At 38.9% G+C, this 26,038-nt stretch carries 22 protein-coding genes and 1 tRNA gene; 14 read left to right on the forward strand and 9 right to left on the reverse strand.

Annotated elements, in window-relative coordinates; translation table 11 throughout:
- Window positions 1-6: 6 nt before the first annotated feature.
- From ubiH to J655_RS20000, 3 genes are all read left to right on the forward strand, one after another.
- Complete coding sequence (gene ubiH, locus J655_RS19990; protein ID WP_032052887.1) at window positions 7-1,215, forward strand: 2-octaprenyl-6-methoxyphenyl hydroxylase; 1,209 nt, start codon at window positions 7-9, stop codon at window positions 1,213-1,215.
- Complete coding sequence (locus J655_RS19995; RefSeq protein ID WP_032005903.1) at window positions 1,212-2,444, forward strand: FAD-dependent monooxygenase; 1,233 nt, start codon at window positions 1,212-1,214, stop codon at window positions 2,442-2,444. The genes ubiH and J655_RS19995 overlap by 4 nt, the downstream gene beginning before the upstream one ends.
- 207 nt (window positions 2,445-2,651) lie before the next feature.
- On the forward strand, window positions 2,652-2,903 hold the full coding sequence (locus J655_RS20000; protein WP_002117665.1) for a hypothetical protein: 252 nt from the start codon (window positions 2,652-2,654) through the stop codon (window positions 2,901-2,903).
- 38 nt (window positions 2,904-2,941) lie between these two features.
- On the opposite strand, the gene J655_RS20005 is transcribed toward J655_RS20000, so the two are convergent.
- Window positions 2,942-3,343 (reverse strand): MerR family transcriptional regulator, encoded by a 402-nt coding sequence (locus J655_RS20005; RefSeq protein WP_002117526.1) that lies wholly within the window; start codon window positions 3,341-3,343, stop codon window positions 2,942-2,944.
- Window positions 3,344-3,408: 65 nt separating this feature from the next.
- On the opposite strand from J655_RS20005, the gene J655_RS20010 reads away from it, so the two are divergent.
- Window positions 3,409-4,050: a cation transporter gene (locus J655_RS20010; RefSeq protein WP_005802881.1), complete on the forward strand. Its 642-nt coding sequence runs from the start codon at window positions 3,409-3,411 to the stop codon at window positions 4,048-4,050.
- A gap of 55 nt (window positions 4,051-4,105) precedes the next feature.
- On the opposite strand, the gene J655_RS20015 is transcribed toward J655_RS20010, so the two are convergent.
- Complete coding sequence (locus tag J655_RS20015; protein ID WP_002117603.1) at window positions 4,106-4,708, reverse strand: LysE/ArgO family amino acid transporter; 603 nt, start codon at window positions 4,706-4,708, stop codon at window positions 4,106-4,108.
- A gap of 105 nt (window positions 4,709-4,813) precedes the next feature.
- On the opposite strand from J655_RS20015, the gene J655_RS20020 reads away from it, so the two are divergent.
- Entirely contained in the window at window positions 4,814-5,704 is an 891-nt protein-coding gene (locus J655_RS20020; protein WP_032052889.1) for a LysR family transcriptional regulator ArgP, read from the forward strand.
- Between the two features lie 2 nt (window positions 5,705-5,706).
- Here the strand turns inward: J655_RS20020 and J655_RS20025 are convergent, their stop codons facing one another.
- Both J655_RS20025 and rsmI read right to left on the reverse strand, forming a co-directional pair.
- A complete protein-coding gene (locus J655_RS20025) occupies window positions 5,707-6,093 on the reverse strand; it encodes a hypothetical protein (RefSeq protein WP_032005908.1) in 387 nt (128 codons plus the stop codon).
- Window positions 6,094-6,192: 99 nt separating this feature from the next.
- Window positions 6,193-7,029: a 16S rRNA (cytidine(1402)-2'-O)-methyltransferase gene (gene rsmI / locus J655_RS20030; protein ID WP_005075551.1), complete on the reverse strand. Its 837-nt coding sequence runs from the start codon at window positions 7,027-7,029 to the stop codon at window positions 6,193-6,195.
- Window positions 7,030-7,237: 208 nt separating this feature from the next.
- On the opposite strand from rsmI, the gene J655_RS20035 reads away from it, so the two are divergent.
- From J655_RS20035 to J655_RS20045, 3 genes are all read left to right on the forward strand, one after another.
- Window positions 7,238-7,639 carry a YraN family protein gene (locus J655_RS20035; RefSeq protein ID WP_032041991.1) on the forward strand — a complete coding sequence of 134 codons (402 nt, stop codon included), beginning with the start codon at window positions 7,238-7,240 and terminating at the stop codon, window positions 7,637-7,639.
- Between the two features lie 79 nt (window positions 7,640-7,718).
- Window positions 7,719-8,426, forward strand: a complete 708-nt coding sequence (locus tag J655_RS20040; protein ID WP_002117601.1) for a BON domain-containing protein — start codon at window positions 7,719-7,721, stop codon at window positions 8,424-8,426.
- A 3-nt stretch (window positions 8,427-8,429) separates the two neighbouring features.
- Window positions 8,430-9,293, forward strand: a complete 864-nt coding sequence (locus J655_RS20045) for an alpha/beta hydrolase (RefSeq protein ID WP_002117650.1) — start codon at window positions 8,430-8,432, stop codon at window positions 9,291-9,293.
- Between the two features lie 28 nt (window positions 9,294-9,321).
- On the opposite strand, the gene nudC is transcribed toward J655_RS20045, so the two are convergent.
- From nudC to dnaQ, 3 genes are all read right to left on the reverse strand, one after another.
- Window positions 9,322-10,065: an NAD(+) diphosphatase gene (gene nudC, locus J655_RS20050; protein WP_005070517.1), complete on the reverse strand. Its 744-nt coding sequence runs from the start codon at window positions 10,063-10,065 to the stop codon at window positions 9,322-9,324.
- A complete protein-coding gene (locus J655_RS20055) occupies window positions 10,065-11,708 on the reverse strand; it encodes a hypothetical protein (RefSeq protein WP_032005915.1) in 1,644 nt (547 codons plus the stop codon). The genes nudC and J655_RS20055 overlap by 1 nt, the downstream gene beginning before the upstream one ends.
- 130 nt (window positions 11,709-11,838) lie before the next feature.
- A complete protein-coding gene (dnaQ, locus tag J655_RS20060) occupies window positions 11,839-13,218 on the reverse strand; it encodes a DNA polymerase III subunit epsilon (RefSeq protein WP_032005917.1) in 1,380 nt (459 codons plus the stop codon).
- Between the two features lie 233 nt (window positions 13,219-13,451).
- On the opposite strand from dnaQ, the gene J655_RS20065 reads away from it, so the two are divergent.
- The 6 genes from J655_RS20065 (at window position 13,452) to J655_RS20090 (ending at window position 23,616) form a co-directional block, all read left to right on the forward strand.
- Window positions 13,452-16,667, forward strand: a complete 3,216-nt coding sequence (locus J655_RS20065; protein WP_032005919.1) for a lytic transglycosylase — start codon at window positions 13,452-13,454, stop codon at window positions 16,665-16,667.
- Window positions 16,668-16,682: 15 nt separating this feature from the next.
- Entirely contained in the window at window positions 16,683-18,518 is a 1,836-nt protein-coding gene (locus tag J655_RS20070; protein WP_032052892.1) for an extracellular solute-binding protein, read from the forward strand.
- Window positions 18,519-18,549: 31 nt separating this feature from the next.
- Complete coding sequence (locus tag J655_RS20075; protein WP_032005922.1) at window positions 18,550-19,602, forward strand: microcin C ABC transporter permease YejB; 1,053 nt, start codon at window positions 18,550-18,552, stop codon at window positions 19,600-19,602.
- The gene (locus tag J655_RS20080) at window positions 19,602-20,612 is read left to right on the forward strand and encodes an ABC transporter permease (protein WP_032005924.1); all 1,011 of its coding nucleotides are present in this window, start codon (window positions 19,602-19,604) and stop codon (window positions 20,610-20,612) included. Before J655_RS20075 ends, J655_RS20080 begins: the two co-directional genes overlap by 1 nt.
- Window positions 20,587-22,182, forward strand: coding sequence for an ABC transporter ATP-binding protein (locus J655_RS20085; RefSeq protein ID WP_086222672.1), 1,596 nt, complete (start codon window positions 20,587-20,589; stop codon window positions 22,180-22,182). Before J655_RS20080 ends, J655_RS20085 begins: the two co-directional genes overlap by 26 nt.
- A 189-nt stretch (window positions 22,183-22,371) precedes the next feature.
- On the forward strand, window positions 22,372-23,616 hold the full coding sequence (locus J655_RS20090; RefSeq protein WP_032005928.1) for an NADH:flavin oxidoreductase/NADH oxidase family protein: 1,245 nt from the start codon (window positions 22,372-22,374) through the stop codon (window positions 23,614-23,616).
- A gap of 41 nt (window positions 23,617-23,657) precedes the next feature.
- Here the strand turns inward: J655_RS20090 and J655_RS20095 are convergent, their stop codons facing one another.
- Both J655_RS20095 and J655_RS20100 read right to left on the reverse strand, forming a co-directional pair.
- The gene (locus tag J655_RS20095) at window positions 23,658-25,772 is read right to left on the reverse strand and encodes a TonB-dependent siderophore receptor (protein ID WP_032005930.1); all 2,115 of its coding nucleotides are present in this window, start codon (window positions 25,770-25,772) and stop codon (window positions 23,658-23,660) included.
- 174 nt (window positions 25,773-25,946) lie between these two features.
- A tRNA-Glu gene (locus J655_RS20100) sits at window positions 25,947-26,022 on the reverse strand.
- Between the last annotated feature and the right edge of the window lie 16 nt (window positions 26,023-26,038).

Below are 26,038 nucleotides of genomic sequence, written 5' to 3' on the forward strand. Positions count from 1 at the left end.
AACTCGATGCAACAACAAGTGATTATTGTAGGTGGGGGAATGGTTGGACTTAGCCTTTCACTCATGCTGGCGAAGGCTAATATTGCTGTAAAGCTGTTAGAAGCTGTGAAATACCCAAACTATGATGATCAAAATGTTGCCCCTTATCATTCCAGTTTCGATGCGCGTAATACGGCTTTATCGCGTCGTAGCGTCCAGATTTATCAGAAGCTGGGGTTATGGGATGCATTACAGCAGCACGCGACTCCAATTCTACAAGTTCACATTACTGAACAAGGCAGTTTTGGTAAGGCACGATTAATTGCAGAACAAGAAAAAGTCGAAAGCTTTGGGCAGGTGATTGAAAATGCTTGGCTCGGTCGTGTTTTATTGACTCAAGTACGTCAGCAGCCTTTGATTGAGCTGATTGATGGCGTTCAAGTGACTGCTTTAACTCAAGATGCTGAGCAAGTACATATTGAGGCTAAGCGTGGTGATGAAGTTTTAAAACTTGAGTCAAAGCTATTAATTGCCGCAGATGGACGTGACTCTTTCTGTCGTCAGGCTATCGGCGTTGGTGTAGATGTTCATGATTATGATCAGGTTGCAATTGTCACTACCGTTCAGACTTCAAAACCACATGAACAAGTCGGTTTTGAGCGTTTTAGCGCATTAGGTCCTTTAGCTTTATTGCCTTTACCGGGCGAATATCGCCGTTCGGTTGTATGGCCTGTTAAAAAAGGCACTGAAGGTGAGTGGTTAGGTGAAGAAAACGACCAACACTTTTTAGATGCTTTGCAAAAAACTTATGGTGACAGAGCGGGTAAATTTGAAAAGACGGGTAAACGCTTTAGTTATCCGCTTTCACAAGTGCTTGCACATAAACAAGCAGTCGGACGCGTTATTTTAATGGGGAATGCGGCGCATACAATCCATCCTGTTGCAGGACAAGGTTTTAACCTATGTCTACGTGATGCGGATGTTTTAGTGCGTTATTTAGTGAATCAGCTAACCGCTTCTGATGATATTGGTAACCCAGATAATTTACTGTCTTATGAACAAGCCCGTTTGTCAGATCAACAGCGAGTAATTAAGTTCTGTGACACCGTGGTTCGTGGTTTTAGTAACCAAAATCCATTATTAAAATTAATTCGTAATACGGGATTAATTGCATTTGATGTCATTCCGGGTGTTAAACCACTGGTAGCGAACTATGCAATGGGGTTAAAAGCATGAGTGAAGTACTAGATGTTGTCATTGTTGGTGGTGGACTGGTTGGTGGTTTAACAGCTTTATTACTTGCGCAAGGTGGTGTACAGCCTACTGTGCTTGATGCTGCTCCTGTACTGGATGTTGAAAAAACACTAAGTGTGATGAACCCACGTGTTTTAGCACTGAGCCAAGCGACCATTCATTTACTTAAAACTGTTAATGTTTGGGATGATCTAGCACGTCAAATGCCATATACAGGCATGCAAGTGTGGAATCTGAATGGCTATGGTGAAATTAATTTTGGTCACGAGTCCGTACAAAGACCAATGCCAGAACAGACCTTGGGTTCTATGGTTGAGCCAAGTGTGTTGAATGTTGCTATTCAACAAAAAATGCTTGAGCAGTTAACAGACTATCGCACTCAAGTTCGCGTGACTCGGATTGAGCAGGGAGTTGGGTGTTGGCATATTCAATTGGCAGATGGTACGACACTTAAAACAAAACTGCTGATTGGGGCAGATGGTGCCAATTCATTTGTACGAGAACAGGCCTTTATTGATCTAGATGTCTTAGATTACAAGCAGGCAGCGATTAGTTGTGCCATTAAAACATCTAAACCCCACAATCATGTTGCTCGTCAAATTTTCTTACCTACAGGGCCTTTAGCTTATTTGCCGATGGCTAGTCTTGAAGAAAGTGAAAATGGCTACTGGCAGTCAATTGTCTGGACACTACCTGATGATTATGCCGATGAATATTCTGCTTTAACCGATCATGAATTTATGCGGCTTTTAACTCGAGAAAGCCAACATATGTTGGGTGAAGTATTAGATGTACGTTCAAGAGCCCAATTCCCGCTCAAAGCGCGCGCTGCAAAACAGTATGTGAAAGCTGGTTTAGCTTTAATTGGGGATGCAGCACATGTTATCCATCCACTTGCTGGACAAGGCGTAAATATTGGTTGTTTAGATGCGGCTGTACTCTGTGATGCATTACTACATGATTTAGCGCGTGGTGTATGGGCAAATGAACAGACATTGTTGCGTTATGAGCATCGCCGTAAAGGCCAAAATGACGCAATGATGCATAGCATGTCGGCAATTGGCTGGTTGGAAAGTAGTGAGCTATTTCCATTTATCTGGGCTCGGAATGTGGGACTCAAGCAAGTTGAACAAATTTCCTTCTTAAAAGAGCGTTTTATGCAACAAGCAAACGGTTTAGGGTCTTTACAAAACACCCAGTATAGTCGTTAAAATAATTACGAAGTTTATGCTCTACTGGTCTAAATAAATATCAGTAGATATTTTTTAAACAATCATTTATATATCATTACCAATTGGGTTGAAAAAGATACACATTTGACCAATTTGGCTCTTTGCTAAATGCAAAGAGATTGCTAAATTTCTGAGGTCTTAGAACCATAGCGATGATGCAATAGAAATCATTCTGGGGAGTGAAAAATGTCAGATATCAATGATTATGAAGATGCAGAAGATTCTGCTGTAGATGAAGATGAAGCGAAGGCAGCTGAAAGCGGTGCAGCTGATGAAGAAGCAAGCAGTATTAATGATACTGATATTGCTGAGGCAGAAACACTGACTGTGACTGCTAAGCAAAAACAGCGCCAAGCGCTGGAAGATGAAGTTGCCGCATTTTTAGCTCGAGGGGGGAGAATTACTGAAGTTCCTCCAGATGAACATAGCGACCATTAATCCTAAAAAGCATCACATGAGTGATGCTTTTTTTATTTTCAAGGAGAGTTTTGAAGCTCTCTCAAGATCCCGCATTCATCTACTGTTCGATTGGTAGAGCAATGCTGTTTTAAATCAATCAAAGATTCTTTTAAAAGTAATAATCGTTCGATTTTTTCAGATACTTCTTTTAAGTATTTATCGACTAAATTATCAATTTCTGTGCAGGCCTGTTTAGGCTGAGTTTTCATTTCTTTTAACGTTTTAATATCACTCAGTGAAATATTTAATTCACGGCAATGCTTAATAAATAAAAGGTCTGCAAGTGTTTGTTCGGTGTAAACACGATAATTATTTTCTGAGCGCTGAATACGGTCCAGCACACCTACTTTTTCGTAATAACGGATCGTATCAATTGGAATATCCGCTTTTTTTGATAATTGACCAATAGAAAAACTCATAAGACTTGACTCTGGAGCTACTCGAGGGTTTTTAATCACTATAAAAGAGTTTTTGAGGAAATAAAATGGCTGGATGTGGTTGTGCTTCAACATGTTCTCCTTCAAAGAAAGTGAGTCCGCGTTTTAGAAAAGCTTTATGGATTGCATTTGTAATCAATGCCTTAATGTTCGTGGTGGAAATATTGGGAGGTTATAAGGCCCAATCTGTTTCACTTTGGGCAGATGCATTGGACTTCGCCGGAGATGCAGCAAACTATGCACTATCTTTAGTCGTTCTTTCGATGAGTTTATATTGGCGTGCGACAGCGGCATTAGTTAAAGGAATAACGATGGCGGCTTTCGGTGTTTTTGTCATTGCGAAAGTGGTCTGGTCGTATTTTTATGGTGTTTCACCCGAACCAATGGTGATGGGGGCAATTGGTGTAATGGCTCTAATTGCTAACGTTTCTGTGGCGCTTATGCTTTATGCATTCCGTGATGGTGATGCCAACATGCGCTCTGTTTGGTTGTGCAGTAGAAATGACTCAATTGCTAATATTGCTGTAATTTTAGCGGCGGTTGGGGTATTTGGAACAGGCAGTGTATTTCCCGATTTATTTGTTGCCTTTGTCATTGCATACTTGGGTGTATCTTCTGGCTATGCTGTTATAAAACAGTCACAACAAGAAAGAAAACAGGCAAGAGTTATAGTTGCCAGTGAAGCGTAATACTAAAGAGTAATAAAAAAGGATCTTTTTATGATCCTTTTTTAATTTTAAGCCGTTAAAACAAGAGGGTTATAGCGATACTCCACATAACGCAACCAATAATGAAATCTAAAATTTTCCAAGCTTTGGGATTGGTAAATAGTGGCTTTAATAATCTTGCACCATAGCCCAGACTAAAAAAGAAAACCCAAGAGGCAAGAATGCTGCCCAAAGCAAAACTCACTTTATCTTCAAGCTGAGTTGCAACTGAACCAATCAGAACAATAGTGTCTAAATAGACATGAGGATTAAGCCAAGTAAAGGCAAGACAGGTCACTAATGCTTGAGTTAATGTTTGTTTTTGACTGCTATCAAGGTCCATACTTTGGGTAGTCTTAAATGCAGCATAAAATGCTTTGGCACCGTAAACTAATAAAAACGTTGCCCCTAAATATTTAGCTACGGTAATTAAGATAGGTGATGCCGTCATGATTTCGGCAAAGCCTAATACACCACAGGCAATTAAAATTGAGTCGGACAGAGCGCAGATTAAACACAACCAAAATACATATTGCTGTTTAAGTCCTTGTTTTAGGACAAAAGCATTTTGAGCTCCAATTGCTACGATAAGCCCACTGCCAATCCCGAAACCTTTAAAAAATATACTAAGAGAGAACATAACAATAAGGTGAAAAAATCAGATGTGGGAATTATCTGACTTTTTATTAAGAAATAAGTAAAATTAAGAATATTTAGGTTTAGCTAAAAAAAATTTAGGTTTTATATGTTAGATAGCAAACAATGTGAAGCCTTTCTTGCAGTAGCAGAATTGGGAATTTTTGATGCGGCAGGAGAGCATTTATATATTACGCCTTCTGCAGTTTCGTTACGCGTACAGGCTTTAGAAAAGTATTTAGGACAAATTCTAATTATACGGGGGCGCCCGTGTGTGCTCACTCAAGCAGGGCAAACTTTATTACAACATTTACGTCATACGAGGTTAATGGAGCAAAATTTATTACAAGGTTTAATGGGAAAATCATCTGAATCCGAATTTTATAAAATTGCTTTGGCTTCAAATGCAGATTCATTAGCTACTTGGCTTTTACCAAATATTCAGCAAACGCTTTTTAAAGAAAAAATAGTATTAGAACTAAAAATTGATGATCAATCTCACACGCACACTCTTCTGGAGACAGGACAAGTCAATGCCTGTATTTCGGCAGAAGAGCAGGTCATGTCGGGTTGTTTAGCTCAACCACTAGGAAAAATGCGTTATAAAATGTTGGCTTCTGCTGATTTTGTAAATAAATGGTTTAGTGCTGGAGTGAATAGAGACACATTAAGAAAAACGCCAGCAGTTATTTTTAACCATAAAGATTTAATGCATTCAGAGGTTCTATTAAAAGGATACGGTTTACCGATGCAAAGTTATCCTTATAGTTTTATTCCAGCAACTGATGCTTTCGTTAAAGCAATTCAATTAGGTTTAGGCTATGGCATGGTGCCCGAACTTCAAGTTCAACCATTACTCGAAAATGGAACACTTGTTGATATTATGCCTGAAGCCCAACTTGATGTTCCTTTATATTGGCACCACTGGAAAAGACAGTCGCAGCAACTTGATGTATTAACCGAGACGATTGTTCAGTCAGCAAAACATATCTTGAGATAAATTTAAGTCCGTGAGCGGGCATAAAAATTTGAAACATGCTGAATATAAAACTCTATATCTTGTTCTGAGTAACCTAAAAGCTGTCCGATTCTACGGTCAAGCTCTAAGCGATCTTCGAGCTGAGTCTCCTTTAGTAATTTTTCAATACATAACACAAGTTCATTTAAATTTGCTAAAGGTGCATTTTTATAGATCAGCATAATTGAAAATGGTAAAGGTAAAGAGGTTTCAATATCTTTACTCAGCATAGATAAAGTACCTTGCTCGAGATGCTCTAAAAACTCGATAGGTAGTAGATCATAAAACAAAGCGATAGGTTTCTCGCCTGAAAGTAGTAATTCTAGTTCACACTCTTCATGCGGCCCAAGCTTTCCAAGCTGTTCAATCATGTAAATACTCTTATTTTTATCTTTAATATTATTATGCAAAATTCATGCACAGTGATGATGAAGGCTATTTATTGTTCATCACTGTGCTTAATCAAAAGATTAAGATTGTGTTAACTCAAGCGCACGTTGATAAGCAACTTTTTTCTTAACTCCTGTTAAATCAGCAGCCAGTTGAGATGCCGCTTTAACAGATAAATCTTGAAGTAAGCGCTTTAAAAGCTCATCTAGTTTTTCTTGTTCCAGATCTGTCTTTTCTGGTGCACCGCCAACTACAAGAACAATTTCGCCTTTTTCTTGGTTGTGATCATTTTCTATAAAACTGACCAAATCTTTTAAAGTCATTTTTTTGATGGTTTCAAAAGTTTTGGTAATTTCACGTGCGAAACCTACAGGTCGGTTTTCACCAAATACCTCAGCCATATTTTTTACACACTCTAAAATACGGTGGGGCGCTTCATAGAAAATTAAGGTCTGGGTTTCATTTTTGAGTTTTTCTAATTGAGAAATACGTTGAGAAGCTTTTGATGGCAAAAATCCTTCAAAACTAAAACGATCGCTCGGTAGACCTACTGCACTTAGAGCGGCAATTGCAGCACATGCGCCAGGCACAGGAACAACCTTAATGCCATGTTCTTGAGCAGCTCGAACTAACTTAAAACCAGGGTCGCTAATAAGCGGTGTACCTGCATCACTAATTAAAGCAATGTTATCGCCAGCAAGTAATTTTTGAACTAACTGCTCAATTTTATTACTTTCATTGTGATCATGACATGCAGTAAGTTGAGTCGATATATTATAGTGCTTAAATAATTGTGCAGATTGACGAGTATCTTCGGCGGCTACAATAGAAACTGATTTTAAAATATCAATTGCACGGAAAGTCATATCATCTAAGTGCCCGATTGGGGTGGCTACAACGAATAACTGAGCACTCATTTGGTTTTACTCCGTACAGATAAACAATTTAAATGGGGTAGTTTACCCGAAATTATGATTTGGGCGTGAACAATGTCTGCCAACCTTTGCTTTTCCAAAATGATCTGATTTTCATTTGTTCAATTTAGATCAGAAAGTACGGGTGGATTTAGCGAAATAACTTATTTATAAAAACATCTAGAGATGCTTTTCATTGGGGAAGATAAAAATGCTATTAGCGCAGCAGTTGGGTAAATGGGCGGAGCAAATGGCTTTAAACCTGTTGCAAAAGCAAAACTATGTATGGGTAACCAGTAATTATCATTCACGCCGTGGTGAAGTGGATTTGATTGTTAAAAGAGGACAAGAACTGGTTTTTGTTGAGGTAAAGGCGCGTACTATAGGAAATTATGGACAGGCTTGCGAAATGGTGACAAGAACAAAGCAGAAGAAAATTATTAAAACCGCGATGCGTTTTTTACAGCGCTACCCATCTTATCAGGATTTTTATTGTCGTTTTGATGTGATTTGTTTTGATTTTCCACAGAAAATTGCAAAAACAGTACAGCAAGACTTTTCAAATTTCCATTATGATCTGCAATGGATCGAAAATGCATTTACTTTGGATTAAGAGTTCATTACTCTTTTGAGCAAATTAAAACCGATGTTTTATGATCAAGCCAAGAAGAGATTGATAGGAGTCTGGTGGAGTGTTGAAACGTATTGCTGTAACAGCGCTTTGTGTCGCAAGTTTGTCAGGTTGCGCAAGTTTTATTTCTGGTGGAACAGGTACAGCTCCAGTCGGAACAGATAGTGGTGTACGTAGCTTAGGTCAGGTATTCATTGATTCTTCAATTAAACGTACAGCGAATATTAACCTCTATAAGCTTGATCAGCGTTTTAAACAATCACGTATTAATATCGAAAGTTTCCATAGTACTGTTTTATTAACAGGACAAGTGCCAGACCCATACTTGAAACAATTGGCAGAAGACAATCTTAAAGCCATGAGTGATGTAAAAGCTGTACATAACTACATTACCGTGGGTAATAAGGTCAGCTATAACACGATCATGCAAGATGCTGGTGTAACTGCAAATACACGTGCTCTTTTAATGAAAGCGCCAGTTGTATCGGACAGTAAAGTACTTGTCCATACCGAAGATGGTGTTTTATATGTGATGGGCCGTTTAAATACAGCTGAAATTAATGATTTAAATAATGTGCTTCAAAATGTTGGTAACGTGACCAAAATTGTGACACTCATTGATAACGTTGATTTAGCACCTGCGCCAGCGGCGAGTACTGCTAGTGCAACGACTACACCAATTATTAATAACGTCATTGCTCAACCAACAGTTCAAACTCCTGTTGCAATTGATCCTGACCAAACAGATCCAGCTTCGAATGCACAGTAATATATGAATCTGATTGAACAACTACAAAGTAAAATTGAACAGGCGCGAACTCTTTATAAAGAGTTCCGCCTTTATGATTTGGGGAGTTTTGCTTTAAACCGTTTTACGCCAAAAGATGGTTTTGAACAGGTCGCAAATGTACGTTATGGTCTAAAGCCGCGTCACCGTTTGGATATTTATCGATCTGTTAAAAAACTAGCACATCAGCCTCTTATTGTTTTTGTACATGGTGGTGCTTGGCAACATGGTAATAAGCGAGATTATCTTTTTATTGGTGAGACGTTTGCTAAAGAAGGCTATGACGTTGCAGTTATCAACTATCAATTAGCTCCTAAAAATATTTTTCCGAGTTTTGTTGATGACCTGACTCAGGCATTGAATTATTTACATCAAAACCAAGACAAACTAGAAATTTCTACAGAAAATGTTGTGCTTATGGGACATTCGGCAGGAGCATTTAATGTAATGTCTGCTGTTTATCACCCAAAACCAAATCCTATTCAATGTTTAGGTAATATTAAGGCGATTTTTGGTTTAGCTGGACCTTATCATTTTGATTATAAGGGTGATCCACTTGCAGAAGATGCTTTTGATCAAAGTATTTCTTATCAAGAGGTGATGCCATACTATTTCGTCAATCAAAATAGTATTAAACATTACTTGCTCATGGCTGAAAATGATCAGCTTGTCGGTAAAGAAAATACGTTGGATTTGGATCGGGCTTTAAGACAGAGTGGAAATCACAGCCATATCGCTGTGATTCCTAAAACTGGACATATTACAATTTTGGCCAGTCTTTCTAGCTTTATTAGCCACTATTTCAGAACGAAAAGAACGATCTTACATTTTCTCGAAGAAGTGTTTTAAACGAGAGTCTCGTTAAAAACACGGCAGATTACCCAGCTTGGGTAATCTGCATAATCATTGAATGAGCAATACTTCCTTTAAACGGAATCTCAGGTAATTGATCAATTTTGAAAAATTGGGCATCTGCAATTTCTTCTTCTTGAAGCTTAATTTCACCCGACTCATATTCTGCCCGAAATGCCACCATAAGGTTACTTGGGAATGGCCAAGGCTGGCTGGACATATACTGAATATTTTTAAGTTTTAAACCGACTTCTTCAAAGGCTTCACGTTGTACTGCCTCTTCAAGTGTTTCGCCCACCTCAACAAAACCTGCAATCAAACCATACATATTGGTTTTGTTATGAACTGATTTAGCCAGCAAGATTTCATCATCACCACGAGTAATGACGGTAATAATGCAAGGGTTTACACGAGGATATTGGTGGTAGCGACAAGAAGGGCATACCATTGCATATTCGGTTGGATGAACTTCTGTCGGATGTCCACAGTGGCTACAAAACTTATGGTTACGTCGCCATTCAAGTAATTGAACAGCACGGCTTGCCTGCAAAAACTGTTCTTTCGACCAGCTGGTAATAAGCTGGCGAATTGGGACAAGTTGTAAGCCTTCGGGGATAGGTTCCTCAGCAAGCAAGTCACGTGCAATGACTTGCTCATCATGAGTGAAAAGTAAATCACTTGCTAACTTTTCGACTTTGGGTAGTTGGAGATTCTGGTCAACCAGTAATTGTTGATGATGGAAAATATAAGCAAGTGATAATTCAGACATTAAGCTGCCTTTTTTTGAAGTTGTTGACTACTCGACAATGCTACATTAAACATGGATTGTAGAACAGGTTGTTTATTTTTTAAATTGTCAACTAACATGTCAATGCCTGCCAATACGTTAAAAATACAGTGAATTTGGTCTGTATTAAAAGGCTGGCTTTGTTCAAGTTGCTCTTGAACAAATTGGGCAGTTTGGAGTAAAGCATGTTGTTGCGTCGTGCTTCCTAAAAATTCGGCTGCACCTGCTAACTCTTTTAATGAACCTGCAATCGCTTCAATATTTTGTGTCTGATCATTGGCATACAACGTAAGACTCTGACAGATAAAATCAATTAAATTTTTTGTCTCGGTAAGCAAAGTCTGATGAGCTTCATCAAGGCGATCTAAAGAAATAGCCGTATTATTCACGCTAAGTTGTAGACGATTTGACGTGTAATTGCGTACCAAAATACCAATTGAGTTCATGGCAGATAAAATGCTGTTCATCAGCTGCTGAGCATAGTTTTCATCACTTAAAATGTTAAGTTGACTTAAACTGCTGGCTTGTTGAGAAAGAGCAGATGCGGCTTCATCAAGGTTTAGGAGTTTAAAGGTATAAGCTAACTGCAAAAGGCTTGTTTGTAGCTGCTGTGCTTTTTCAGGCGACATGTTTTGGTAGTTGTATTCAATATCGTTTCGTACCTTATTCATTTCATCCAAGATTAATTGGCTGACTGTGTGCATCGTGTCAAAGTCAGGACCAAAGAGATGGCGACTTAAAACGAGTAATTGAGTATCAGTCGGTGTTTCATCACCAATATGAATTTGGTTACGAATAAGGTGAGCAATCTCATCTTCTTGAGCGATGACAATACTTAAAATATCTGCGAATGCCGCTAAATTAGGTTGAAAACTTTCGGGTGCTGCCAAAAATAGAGCAATATGACTTTCAATATTAATCAGTACACGTAGGCGTGAATCATTTAAAAGGAGGTCATCAATATGGTTAAAAGCGTAATTGACGAGCTGCCAATATTTTTGGCTTGGCTGAGTATTCGCCATGCTGACCAAATAGGTTGCAATAAGTTTAAAGGCTTGAAAATTCTGAGCTGAGGCTGTCTTTTTTAAAAATTGGTGTAGAGAGAGTTTGTAGAGTTGATGGATGAATTGAGTTTTTTCCTTAATTAATATTTCAGGCAAGGGTAGTTCAAGCGAAGTATTTGCAAGTAAAGGGACAATAGCTTGTCCCGATGTAGTTAGAGGCTTATTTAAAGCTAATTCTAAATTATTTAAAGTCGTAAGAAGAAATTGTGGAACTTGTATTTCACGCAAACAGATAAATTCAATATAACGCTTTACCATGGTCGTGCCTTCGCTTAGGGCAACGACATCATCAGTATTAATTTGTGCTGGATTTGCAATAATTTTTTGCATCAACTCAGTTGAATACTGAGTGATTTTTGCAAGATAAGGAACGTCAATTAAACGTAGAACTTGAGTGCATTGTTTAAACTGTTCTAATGCATCATCAATACCAAAAGGGAGAGTTTGTTCTTCAATTAAGGTACTTACCGCACCTTCTACCAGTTTTATTGAACGATCAATTTCATGTTTAATGATGAGTAAAGCTGTTGGATCGAAATGAATCGACGTATGCTCAGACATAAACGTTCCCCTTTGCAAAAAAATCAATTGTTATATTCGTAGTGCTCAATACTTTGAGCTAAAAATCTATGCGACTAATATAACTTAACTTACAAAGGGGAAAAGCTAAAAACACTAAAGAATCAAAAATTTATTTTGCAAAAAGGCAAGGTTCTCCGTGTTTTTCCTCATATTCTTTGACCCAAGTCTCATGTATATTTAACTCTTCATCTGAAGGGTAAATTACAGGGAGGTCAATTTGAACTCTGCTTCTATTGGTTGTTTGCTGGCTATTTTCACTCTGAGATAAGGCATCTATATCAAAAGAAACCTGACCACCAGTCATTGCCAAGTAGACATCAGCAAGAATTTCAGCATCGAGTAACGCGCCGTGGAAAGTACGGTCACGTGCTGGAATTTCATAACGTCTTACAAGCGCATCAAGGGAGTTTTTTTGTCCTGGATGTTTGTTTTTCGCTAAAGCTAAAGTATCCGTTACCTCACACACTTCAGAAAGTGCAGGAAGCCCTACGCGTTTAAACTCCATATCAAGGAAGTTCATATCGAAGGTCGCGTTATGGGCAATAATCTCTGCACCTTTGAGATAGTCAAATAAGGTGTCAGCAATGTCCGCATAGAGCGGTTTATCTTTTAAGAAATCATCACTGATACCGTGGATGTTTTCTGAGTCTCCCACTGGTTTTTGTGGGTTAATATAAATATGAATCGAGCTACCCGTAAGCTTACGGTTAATCATCTCAATTGCGCCCACCTCAATAATGCGGTCGCCATCTTGGAAATAAAAACCAGTAGTTTCCGTATCGAGAATCAGTTGTCGAGGACCTTGTAATTTTAGTTTGGCTTCGGTCACAACGATTTGGGGATGAATATTATTGGTTGGCTGCTTACTTTTTTGTTTGGCAGTTTCAACGTCAATAATTTCTTCTTCCACAATAATCATCTCAACTTCTTCAGATGTTTCAAGATGAATATTTTCTTCTTCAGTTGAATCAGCCAGATCAAACCCGAAAGGGTCATCTAGCAGCCAGTCCTGTTCAGGCTTTTTTATATCTTGCGATACAGTGGCAGACTGTGGTTGCTTGAGTTCTTTCGCAGTTTTGTCTGCACCTAAATTAGCAAGCTGGTCTGCCATTTCATTGCCAGGGTGTCCTGCATGGCCTTTAATCCAGTTCCACTCAATATTTCTACCTGTACAGACAGCATCTAATTTCTGCCAAAGGTCAGGATTTTTTACATCTTTCCAGTTTTTCTTTTTCCAACCATGAATCCACTCAGTAATACCTTGCTTCACATAATTTGAATCTGTCCAGATAATCAAATGTGCATCGGCTGGGCAAAATGAAACACCTTCAATGGCAGCAGTGAGTTCCATACGGTTATTGGTCGTATCAGGCTCACCGCCAAATAATTTATGTTCACCCTGCTCGGTAATGACATATGCGCCCCAACCACCTAAACCCGGATTGCCACGACATGCACCATCAACATACAGTGTGATTGTTTGAGACATAAATCGAAACCTAAACTAAAAGAAAAAGAACTGAATATGGTGTATTGTATACGCAAAAAGTTCGGTTCCATCGTATCAAAGCAAGGTTTTTTTAATTTCTTGTAACATTTCCATGCAAATGACATTAAATTATTGCCTTGTCTATCTTACATGCTTTACTACAATGGCATCGAAGACCTAGGGTTTGTGGGCAGACCCCAAAAAAATATTACGCGAGTTGTTTGGAAGTTTTTATGTATAAACCAACCACATTTGTGTGGCAGCCATCTGCAGCATCATTGTTTAAAATTACCGTACTTAGCTCTGCGTTAGCTGCGTTGGGTATTACAACAGGCTGTTCATCGACTCCGCAATCTGCAAAAACCTCAAAATCGAAACAGGTCAGTGGTGCAGGTTATTTAGATGCGAGTAGTCTTGATTCATTGGAAGACTTACTTTCAGCAACTGATATGCGTGCTGTAGAGGGTGACCGTCTGCTTATTTTAAAGCATGGTGATGTCTGGAAACGTATGTCTGTTGGTTTCAAAATGGATTTGAACCATTGGGATTCACGTATTGAAGCTCAGCGTAGTTGGTTTATTTCTCGTCAGCCTTATCTTGATCGTTTAAGTGCCCGCGCAAGTCGTTATTTGTACCATACAGTTAAAGAAGCTGAACGCCGTGGTTTGCCGACAGAACTTGCACTCTTACCTGTAATTGAAAGTTCATATGACCCAGCTGCAACAAGTAGTGCGGCTGCAGCAGGTTTATGGCAGTTTATTCCGAGTACTGGCCGTATTTATGGCTTAAAGCAAACAGGCATGTATGATGGCCGTCGCGATGTTGTTGAGTCGACTCGTGCTGCCTATGAGTTTTTAGGAAGCTTATATAATCAATTCGGTTCTTGGGAGCTTGCTTTAGCAGCCTATAACGCTGGACCGGGACGTATTCAACAAGCGATTAACCGAAATCAGGCAGCAGGTTTACCAACTGATTATTGGTCTTTAAAATTACCTCAAGAAACCATGAACTATGTTCCGCGTTTCTTGGCTGTTGCTCAAATTATTAAAAATCCAAAAGCTTACGGTATTTCTTTACCACCAATTGCAAATAGACCCCATTTCCGTGAAGTGACTTTATCTGCACCTTTATCTTTAAATGAAATTGCTTCTGTAGCTGGATTAAGTCGTTCGGAACTCTATGCATTAAACCCAGGATATCGTGGTGAAATGGTAGACCCAGCGAGTCCAATGCGTATCTTGATTCCAGCCGATTTAAGTCCTTCAATTGATAATAAATTAAAAGGTATGAAGTCAGGCGGTGGTTCAGGTTGGTGGGCAAATGTGACCTCACCATCTAAGCCAGATGTAAGTGCTTCAACATCTGTGACAATTAAAACCACGCCTGCAAATCAGGTTCAACCGGTTAAACCGTCTACACCTACTAAAACAACGAGTAGCTCTACCACGGTAAAAACTTCAACTCCTCGTGGGTCTGATGCTTTAGCCGCGTTTGCAGCTTCGGCTGATGTACCAAGTGCTCCACGTATTCCTGTTGCTGTGACACCTGCGGCAAATATTAAGCAAGTGAAGACAGAGCCACCAATCTCGGCTGCAGAACGTGAAAAGATTTTAGCGGCAGTTCGAGCTGAAGGTGAGAAAGAAACAGTTCAACAAGCTTTAGAGCCACAACCAACGCAGGCTGAAAAAGATCAAGTAGTTGCTGAGTTAAAAGCTATTGCACCACAAGGAACAGAAATTGTTGATCCTTATGATGGCAAAATTAAGTTAACTGCGATTCAAACAAGCCAATCAGTTGCAGAGCAACAAGGTAAAGAAGTAAGTAAAGGTTTTGCATATCCAAAAACTTTAGCTGAAGATGTGACTGTAGCTAACTCTGAAGATGGGCAGCGCAATAAAGACAAGCCTTACATTAAAACTGATACAGATGTAGTGGTTGTACAGCCAAAAGGCAAACGTAGTACCTATACAGTTTTACCGGGTGATACTTTAGCCGTTATTGCGATGAAAAACGGCGTAAACTGGCGCGATGTTGCTAAGTGGAACCAGATTGATCCTGAAAAGACGTTATATGTCGGTTCAACGCTTTACCTTTATGATGCTAAGCCACAAGAAACTCAAACGACTTCAAAAAGCACAGCTAAACCAGATGTATATGTCGTTCAGGCTAACGATAGCTTAAGCGGTGTGGCTAACCAGTTTAATTTGTCAGTAAGACAATTGGCTGAATATAACGATTTATCAGTGACTGATGGCTTATTTGTTGGGCAAAAACTACAGTTAAAAGAACCAAAAAATAGTCGCTCAAGTGCTAAAGTAGAACCGAAAGCTATTCAGGCAAGTGCAAAACGTATAGCAACTAAAAGCTATACTGTGAAGCGCGGTGAATATCTTAAATTGATTGCAGATCGTTATGCGCTCTCTAATCAGGAACTTGCTGAATTAACTCCAGAGTTAACTGCCGGTAGCAACTTAATGGTAGGCCAAAAAATTAATGTGCCTACACAAGATATTTCTGTAGATGAAGTTGCTGAAACTAAGGCTTCTAGTAAATCTGAGAAAGCATCGGCAAGCGTTTCTTATAAAACAGAAGGCTATAAAGTACAACGTGGTGATACTTTATCTAGTATTGCAACTAAATCAAAAATTAGCCTAGCTGAGTTAGCCGAATTAAATAACTTAAAAGCAAATAGCCATGTACAGCTTGGTCAAACTTTAAAAGTACCGGCAGGCTTAAGTGTTCCAGAACAATACGTTGTACAGTCTGGCGATAGTTTAAATGCGATTGCGAGTAAATATAATTTGCAAACAAGCTATTTGGCTGACCTAAACGGTTTGTCTCGTACTGCTGGTTTGCGTGCTGGTCAACGCTTAAAACTAACAGGTACGGTTGAAGAAGCGCCAACTAAATCTTCTAAAAACGCCAAAGAAGAAACACCAGAAACTTATACAGTTAAATCTGGCGATAGCTTAGGTAATATCGCTAATCGCTACCATTTACAGCTGGACTACCTTGCTTCATTAAATGGTCTTTCACGCAACAGTAGCGTTCGTGTGGGGCAGCGTTTAAAGCTAACGGGTGATGTGCCTACAGTTGAAACAGCTAAAGCAGATACTAAGTCTTCAACTAAAACAGTTGCTGCTGGTAAAAACACTGAAAGATATACGGTTAAATCTGGTGAGTCTTTAAATAGTATTGCGAGCCGTGCGGGTATTTCAGTGCGTGAACTGGCTGAAATGAATGCATTAAAAGCAAATGCTAACTTACAGCGCGGTCAGAATATTGTGATTCCAAAAACTGTCGTGGAATACAAAGTGAAGCGTGGCGATACCTTGATCGGCCTTGCGAGTAAATATGGTTTAGAAACCAATTTCTTGGCTGAGCTGAATAATTTAACGCCTTCTACTCAGCTTCGCATTGGTGATGTGATTAAAGTGCCTAATTTGTAAAAAAATTAGTCATTTATGCATAAATTCAATTTTCAACTGAGCCTGCTAGTCGGGCTCAGTGTCATTTCCCATAGTGTTTTTTCTGCACAACAAACCACCTCATATATAGCGATTCATTCTAAGCCTAAATATTTAGAAATGATGGCTATGCCATATGCAAACCCAAATGCCCCTAAAGGTGGCCTATTAAGTCAGGCAGCTCAAGGAACTTTTGATAACCTCAATAGTATGAATGGTAAGGGGAATGCTACAGAAGGCGTGAATTATCTTTTTGATACCTTAATGACTCAATCACTTGATGAGGTTGGAGTTTTATATCCGCTTTTGGCTCAGAAAGTGAGTTATGACCCAGAAAAAACGCAATCAGTGACTTTCTATTTAAACCCTAAAGCGCGTTTTAGTAATGGGCAGCCAGTCACTGCGGCAGATGTTAAATTTAGTTTTGATGCCTATCAGACTAAATCTAATTTAGGTTTGCAAATGTACCTTGCTGATTTAGCAAAAACAGAAATAATAAATGCTCATCAAGTAAAGTTTATTTTTAAGTCTACACATAATCCTAAAATGCCATTCATTTTGGCAACCTTACCCATTTATTCAAAAGTAGATTGGCAAAAAAGAGATTTTAGCCGAATTACCCTACAACCGATTATTGGTTCGGGGCCATATGTAGTTGAACGAGTTGATCCGGGTAGAAGCATTAGCTATAAAAGAAATCCAAATTATTGGGCAAAAGATTTGCCTATTAACAAAGGGCGTTATAACTTTGACCGCTTGAGATATGTTTATTATCGAAATTGGGATATTGCTTTTGAAGGATTTAAATCTGGGCAATACACTTTGCATGAAGAAACTAATCCTAAAAAATGGGTAACTGATTACCGGTTTCCAGCCGTAAAAGCAGGGTTGGTTACTCAATATAAGTTTCGTCACCATAATCCTATTGCCACTGAAAGCTATGTTTTTAATACACGACGAAAACCTTTGAATGATATTCGTTTTAGACAAGCTTTAACCTATGCTTATGACTTTGAATGGCAGAATAAAGCTTTGTTTTATGGACAATATCAGCGCCTACAAAGTTATTTTGAAAATAGTGAATTAGCAGCAACAGGTCGACCTTCAAAAACTGAATTAGAGTTGTTAAAACCGTTATTGCTTAAGTTATCTCCACTTATGCAACAAGGTGTTTTAGCAAACTGGAAATACCCAGTGTCAGATGCGAGTGGATTTAACCGTCAGAATTTATTAACTGCGCGCCAATTGCTTATACAAGCTGGCTATAAAATTAAAGAAGGGCAGCTATTTACACCTGAGGAAAAGAAAGTTCAGCTTGAGTTTTTAATTCAGCAAGATGGTAAACAACGAACACTTCTACCTTTTATTCGTAACTTAAAAAAATTAGGCATTGCTGTTAATTTACGTCAGGTTGATGCTCCGCAATATTTAGAACGAACTCGCCGTTACGATTTTGATATGACCACAATGAATTTGCCGCAATCTCTCAATCCGGGAAATGAACAAACTCAGTTCTGGGGGAGTGTAGCTGCAGCTCAGGATGGAAATTACAATTATGCGGGAATTCGTAACCCAGTAATTGATCAAGTGATTTCAAAACTCGTTGCGAGTAAAAGTCGTGAACAACAGATTATTTATACTCGCATTCTCGATCGATTGCTTAGAGCTGGTTATTATCAAATCCCGACTTATGGTAAAGGTCAAAACTGGTATGCTTATTGGAATATGTATCAACAACCTAAAGTTAAACCAGCACTTTCTTCTGGGATAGAATATTGGTGGAGTGATGCAAATAAAGCCAAAAAAGTTGCCAAATATTTACATCAACAATAAAAAGCATCTGCCATAAAGGAAATCCTGTTATATGGGTTCATATATTCTCAAGCGACTTCTTTTAATGATTCCCACATTGTTTGTCATTTTATTGATTAACTTTGTGGTTGTGCAAATTGCACCAGGTGGGCCAGTTGAGCAAGCAATACATCAGGCACAAAGCGATTTGGGAATTGGCCGTGCATTGAGTGCAGAAACTTATTATCAAGGTGCTCAAGGTTTAAGCCCTGAAATGGTTGAGCAAATTAAGGCGCAGTATGGTTTTGATCGTTCTGCCCCTGAACGGTTTTTCTTAATGTTAAAAGGCTATTTAACTTTAGATTTTGGACAAAGTTTCTTTAAAGATAAACCAGTCGTGCAATTGTTGTGGGAAAAAATGCCTGTTTCCATTTCACTTGGGCTGGTGAGTACTTTGCTCATTTACCTCATTTCTATTCCGCTGGGAATTAAAAAGGCAAAACAACAGGGCTCTTGGTTTGATAGATCAACTTCATTAATCCTTGTAGTGGGGTACGCCGTACCAAGTTTTGTATTTGCGATTTTATTAGTTGTTTTTTTTGCAGGTGGGTCTTATTTTCAATGGTTTCCACTACAAAACTTAGTATCAGATAATTTTCATCAACTCAGTCTTTGGGGCAAAGTAACCGATTATTTATGGCATATGACTTTGCCACTGATTACGATGGTATTAGGTGGTTTTGCCAGTTTAACCTATTTAACTAAATACTCATTTTTAGAAGAACTCAATAAACCCTACGTTTTGGCAGCCTATGCAAAAGGGTTGAACGGCCAACAGGTCTTATATAAGCATGTCTTTCGTAATGCTATTTTAGTTGTGCTCGCAGGATTGCCAGAAGCGTTAGCAGGTATTTTCTTTGTAGGCAACCTATTTGTAGAAATTATCTTTCATCTAGATGGGGTGGGGTTGTTGGGCTTTGAAGCAATTGTCCAGCGTGATTATCCTGTTATTTTTGGTGTTTTATTTTTCTTTACTTTATTTAGCCTAATTTTACGTCTCATTTGTGATGTGTTGTACCAATGGATTGATCCGCGAATCCACTTTGATGCGCAAGGAGGCAAATAATGTCTTTGATTGTGCGGACACGATTACAGCGTTTTAGACAGCATAAATTGGGCTGGGCCAGCTTTATTTTATTTAGTCTAATTTTGTTTTTGTCATTAGCCGCGGAGTTAATTGCTAACGATAAACCGCTGTTAGTGAAGTATGAAGATTCGTACTATTTGCCTGTGTTGAAAACTTATCCTGAAACAGCGTTTGGTGGGGTGTTTGAAACAGAAGCTGATTATAAAGACCCTGCTGTACAAGCGCTTATTAATACTAAGGGATGGGCAGTTTGGCCCCTCATTCAATTTTCATATCAAACGCCCAATTTAGATTTAGCAGTTCCTGTGCCATCACCACCTTCCAAGCAAAACTGGTTGGGAACAGATGATCAAGGAAGGGATGTTCTTGCGCGTATTCTTTATGGCTTAAGAGTATCGTTGCTTTTTGGCTTAACCTTAACCTTTTGTTCTGCTTTATTTGGAATTACCGTGGGCGCCATTCAAGGTTACTATGGCGGTTGGGTAGATTTATTAGGACAACGTTTGGTTGAGGTCTGGAATGGCTTACCCATGCTTTTTATGGTCATGATTTTAGTCAGTATGTTTGTTCCAAATGTATATTGGCTATTTTTCATTATGCTATTTTTTGGCTGGACTGTTTTGGTGGGCATTGTTAGGGCAGAATTTTTGAAAGCTCGCCAGCTAGATTATGTTCGTGCAGCCCAAGTTTTGGGAGTGACCGATCGCGCGATTATTTTTAGGCATATTCTGCCAAATGCGATCAGTTCGAGTTTGTCTCAGTTACCTTTTATTTTAACAACTAATATTAGCGCTTTAACTGCTCTTGATTTTTTAGGTTATGGTCTGCCGCCAGATGCTGCCTCTTTAGGTGAATTATTGCTACAAGGTAAAAATAATTTAGATGCGCCATGGCTAGCAATTTCAGGCTTTTTTAGTCTGGCGATTGTTCTTTCACTTCTAATTTATATTGGGGAGGCGGCCCGTGATGCTTTTGACCCAAGAAAATAATTTAAATCCCACTTCAACATTATTAAAAGTAGAGCAACTTTCGGTTCAAACCAAAGACCAAAAGGTTTTATTGGAAGATCTGAATTTTTACTTAAATGAAGGGGAAACAGTAGCTATTGTGGGCGAAAGTGGTTCAGGTAAATCGATGAACTGCTTAGCAATAATGGGCTTGCTACAAGAAAAATTAGAAATAACGGGTCAAGTCTGGATTGGACCGCAAAATATGCTTGAGCTAGATGAAAGAGCTCAATCAAATTTACGTGGTCGACAAATCGCAATGATTTTTCAAGAGCCTGCTACGGCGTTAAATCCGCTCCATGGGGTTGAAAAAATTATAGGGGAAAATCTTCTTTTATCTGGTTTTTCAAAACAAGAAGTTCGGCAGCAAATATTTGAACTGTTAAAAGATGTGGGAATTGTTGAACCAGAACAAATTTTAAAACGTTATCCGCATGAGCTTTCTGGTGGACAAAGACAACGTGTCATGATCGCGATGACATTGGCACTTCGGCCTAAAATTCTGATTGCTGATGAACCTACTACTGCGTTGGATGTGGTTTTACAGATACAGATTTTAGAGCTATTAAAATCTTTGCAAAGCAAATATGGGATGGCACTTATTTTAATTAGCCATGACCTCAATTTAGTGCATCGCTATGCTGAGAAACTTATTGTATTGCAAAATGGGCGTGTAGTAGAGCAAGGTGAACTGAGCCAAATCTTTGCAAACCCTAAAACAGTTTATACAGCACAGTTGTTAGATCATGATTTTGGCAGTGTAGAGTCTAGACCTGCTCAACAGAATGTTTTATCAGTTCGACAGCTCAGCGTGCAGTTTCCTATAAGAAAAGGAATTTTAAATCGTATTCAAGGGTATTTCACCGCAATAGAAGATTTGAGTTTTGATCTTGCTCAAGGTGAATCACTTGGGGTGGTGGGAGAAAGTGGTGCTGGTAAGTCATCTCTGGCGATGGCTTTGGTCCGACTTATTAAAAGTGAAGGGCAGATTGTTTTTTTAGGGCAAGATTTGAATCAGCTACAGCCAAAAGCTTTGCGCTTGATGAGATCGGATTTTCAACTTGTCTTCCAAGATCCATTTGGAAGTTTAAACCCGCGTATGACAGTAGGGCAGATTATTGCTGAAGGATTGAAAGTGAAAGCAGTAGCTGATAACGAGATCAAACAGCGAGTTGAATCTGTATTGGTAAAAGTTGAGTTGGCTGAATATTTTCAACATCGTTACCCTCATGAACTTTCAGGCGGACAACGTCAACGTGTTGCCTTAGCCAGAGCTTTAGTGGTTCGGCCTAAACTTTTAATTCTGGATGAACCTACGTCGGCCTTAGATCGGACCACACAAAAAGCCATGATCAAGTTGTTGAGGCAATTACAACAAACTGAGCAGTTAAGTTATATTTTTATTAGTCATGATCTCAATATCGTAAAAGCACTGTGCCACAAAGTGATGGTATTACGTCATGCAAAAGTTGTTGAATATCAGGAAACTGAACTCTTATTTTCTAAGCCTCAGAGTGAATATACGAAGCAGTTAATTAAAGCATCCTTTTAAAGCTATTTTTTTAATTAATTGTTTTATATGAATAAATTTTAGTTAAACTTCTAATGCAAAAAGTTGCATATTTTTATATTTTTTAAAATTGACATGTGCTATTGTCAGTTATCGATTATGACTTGACATGCCCAATAACTTATTTAAATTAGAGTAATTGCTCTAAAATTCAAAGAACAGAGGTTAACCATGAACCAGATTGCTCAACCCATCACAATTCGCAATACCACCTTTAAAAACCGAATTATTAAAGGCGCAATGAGTGAAGCGCTTGCAAATTATGAAGGCCAACCAAATGACTTACATTTGGGTTTATATGGTGCATGGGCAAAAGGTGAGCTTGGCTGTGCCATTACGGGCAATGTCATGGTAAATGCAGGTGCAAAAAATGAACCGGGTGTTGTTATTATTGAAACTGAACGTGACCTAGAGCGCTTAAAAGAGTGGGCGGAATTAGGTAAAAAATATGGCATGGTGCAGTTGATTCAATTATCGCATCCAGGTCGTCAGTGTCCAAAAGGCTTAAATAAAGAGACTGTAGCGCCTTCAGCGGTACCTTTTAGCCCAGCTTTAGCAACCATGTTTGGAACGCCACGTGAACTTACTCATGACGAAATTCTAGATATTATTAAACGTTTTGCGACAGCAGCTCATATTTGTGAAAAAGCAGGTTTTGAAGGGGTGCAATTACACGGCGCACATGGTTATTTAATTAGCCAGTTTTTATCGCCATTAACCAATAAGCGCACAGATCAGTGGGGCGGTTCAGTTGAGAATCGTAGTCGTTTTCTACTAGAGGTTTATAAGGCGGTACGTGAGGCGACTTCAGATAATTTTATCATTTCAGTGAAGCTTAACTCGGCTGACTTCCAGCGTGGCGGTATTAGCGAAGAAGATGTAATTTCAGTATTTAAAGCAGTAGACGAAGCTGGTATCGATTTAATTGAAATTTCAGGCGGCACTTATGAGGCACCAGCAATGGCTGGAGCTAAGGCCGACAAACGTAAAGCAAGTACGATTGCACGCGAAGCATATTTTTTAGATTTTGCAGAGAAAATCCGCCAGCATGTTAAGTGTAAACTCATGGTGACAGGCGGTTTCCGTACTGTAGAAGGCATGAATGCCGCACTTGAAAGTGGTGCATGTGACTTTATTGGTATTGCTCGTCCATTTGCAGTAGAAACTGATTTAACTGAGCGTTTAATTGCAGGGCAAGATGTGCGTTATGCCGTAAAGCCGATTAAAACAGGTTTACCTTTTGTCGATAAAATGGCAATTATGGAAATTATTTGGTATGCCGCTCAATTTAAAACCATTGGCAAGGGTAAAAAACCAAATCCAAAACTTTCACCATTGGTAGTGTTTTTGAATTATGCCAAAGGCAATATTAAAGCGGTAATTCAAGGACAAGTGAACTCGCGTAAGTCTGCGTAAATCCGATGCGCCATTTCAATAACTGAAATGGCGTATTTGTTTTAGAACGTATAACTCATACCCACTTGAACGGTACGTGATTCACCTGGATACGCATATAGATTGAAAGCGCTTTCATCATAAACTTTGTCAAAAAGATTTTTCAGATCTAAGTTAATACGAAGTTTTGGTGTTGCCTGATAATAAGAAACCAAATCTGTAACTGCATAACCTTTCATGGTGTAAGTACTATTGGCTGTTTGACCTGCACGCTTATCAATATATTTTTGATTAATGCCCAGACCTAAGCCTTGTAAAGGGCCATCTTGAAATTCATAGATATTTAACAGATTAAAACTATTCTTTGGAATATTGGCTAAAGTGGTTCCTTTTTTCAAAGTATTATCTTTGCTGACTTCTGCATCTGTATAGGCATATCCACCAATAATTTTCCAAGCTGGAGTGATTTGTCCTGCAACATTTAGCTCAATACCTTGGCTACGAACTTCACCAGCAGCAACTTTATAGGCTGAATCTACAGGATCGAGAGTTAAGACATTTTCTTTTTTTGCATAAAAAATCGCAGAGTCAACCGATAGCATATTGTCGAGTGCTTGCCATTTAAAGCCTAACTCGTAAGCCATGCCTTCCTCTGGGTCAAATCCCTCTCCATTACGGCTAGCACCAGTGTTAGGTTTAAAAGATTTTGCAGCATTGCTATAGATTGAAAGGTCATCACGCGCTTTAAAAACTAAACCTAAACGCGGAATAAATGCGTCATGACTGGTATTCCAGTTTGCAGTATTCGGTAATAGGTTTTTGTAATCATGTTCGTAGTGCTCAAAACGCAAACCCAGCAGTGCACTTAAACGCTCATTTAAATCGATTTGGTCTTGTGCAAAAACGGCAGTTGTTTTTAAATTTTCGCGGTCATGGGTCGTAATATTTTTAAGCTCAGGAAGAGGTTGGCCTAAAACTGGATCATAGATATTGATCGGGTAGTTATTTGACTTAGGGTCTGAACGAATAATATATGACTTATAATCATAGTTTTCGTATTCAAGCCCAGTCACTAAAGTATGAGCTAGACCTAAAAGTTGGAAATTACCTGTTAGATTGATCTGTGCATCAGTATCTTGCCATTTTAATTCGCGATAGTTGTAATTTCGGTTTAAAGTTTCGCCGTCATCTTGAATGCCATTTGCCTCTACCGCATAGCCATGCAATTTGCCATTTAAATATTGCACACCAGCATTCAGCTTCCAGTCATTCCCAAGGTCGTGCTCGACTCGTAATTGAGTCATGTTGTTATCATTGTAGAGTCGGTTATTGTATTTGCCCGTTTCCCACAAATAAATGTCTGGTGAACTAATAAAAGACTTCTGACCGGCATAGCGTGTTTGACCACGATCAAGCGGATGCTGGTTTCGTAAAATATCCGCTTCAAAGGTAACTTTTGTTGCATCAGAAGCTTGCCATTGAATGACTGGTGCAATTCCATATCGTTTGGATTCGACATGATCACGATAACTATCACCACCTTCTGCAATCACATTTAGGCGATAACCAATATTTTCTGCATTTGGGATAGTACCTGTTGTGTCTACCGTGGTGCGATATAAACCTTCACTGTTAAGCTGAGCACCTAAAGTGGTTTGTTGTTCAGACTTTGGTGTTTTAGAAATTAAGTTAAACGTACCACCTGGGTCACCACGGCCATATAAGCTAGAAGAGGGGCCACGTAAAACGTCTACACGCTCAATAGTGTTGCTATCTGGAGCGTTCGGATAACCACGGTTAATTGGGAATCCATTACGGTAAAACTCACCGCTAGTAAAACCACGAAGATTAAAGCCTGTTAAACCTTGACCACCAAAGTTATTAGCACGAGTAACACCGCCAGCTAAATCAAGCGCTTCAATCAAACGTGTTGCGCCAATATCTTCAATTACTTTTTGAGTCACTACACTGACAGATTGTGGTGTATCTTTTAATGCGATTTCACTACGTGTTGCGCTATTTGAACTATCGACTTTATAAGCTTGGTCGGCAGCTTGTTGGGCTTTAATCTTAATGGTAGCGAGCGTTGTTGATGAACTATTGGTTTCTGCAAAAGTAGTTGATATACAGCAGAGTTGAGCGATGGTCAGGGAGAGGAGTCGAAGCTTAAGATCCATTTAAAACCTTATTGATAATAAATATCAGTATAAAAATAAGAATTATTATATTGTAAATCTATGTAAAGGAAATACTGGATCGGTGATATATATGTACAAGTGTATTTTATTTGGAAATACAGAAAATTAGAAATATAAAAATAAAATAGAAAGGAATTTTATAAGAAGAGAATATGGCGTCCCTACGGGGATTCGAACCCCGGTTACCGCCGTGAAAGGGCGATGTCCTAGGCCTCTAGACGATAGGGACGTTGAGGATGGCGGTA

The sequence above is a fragment of the Acinetobacter sp. 1294243 genome (genome assembly GCF_000588015.1).
GTDB lineage: Bacteria > Pseudomonadota > Gammaproteobacteria > Pseudomonadales > Moraxellaceae > Acinetobacter > Acinetobacter pittii.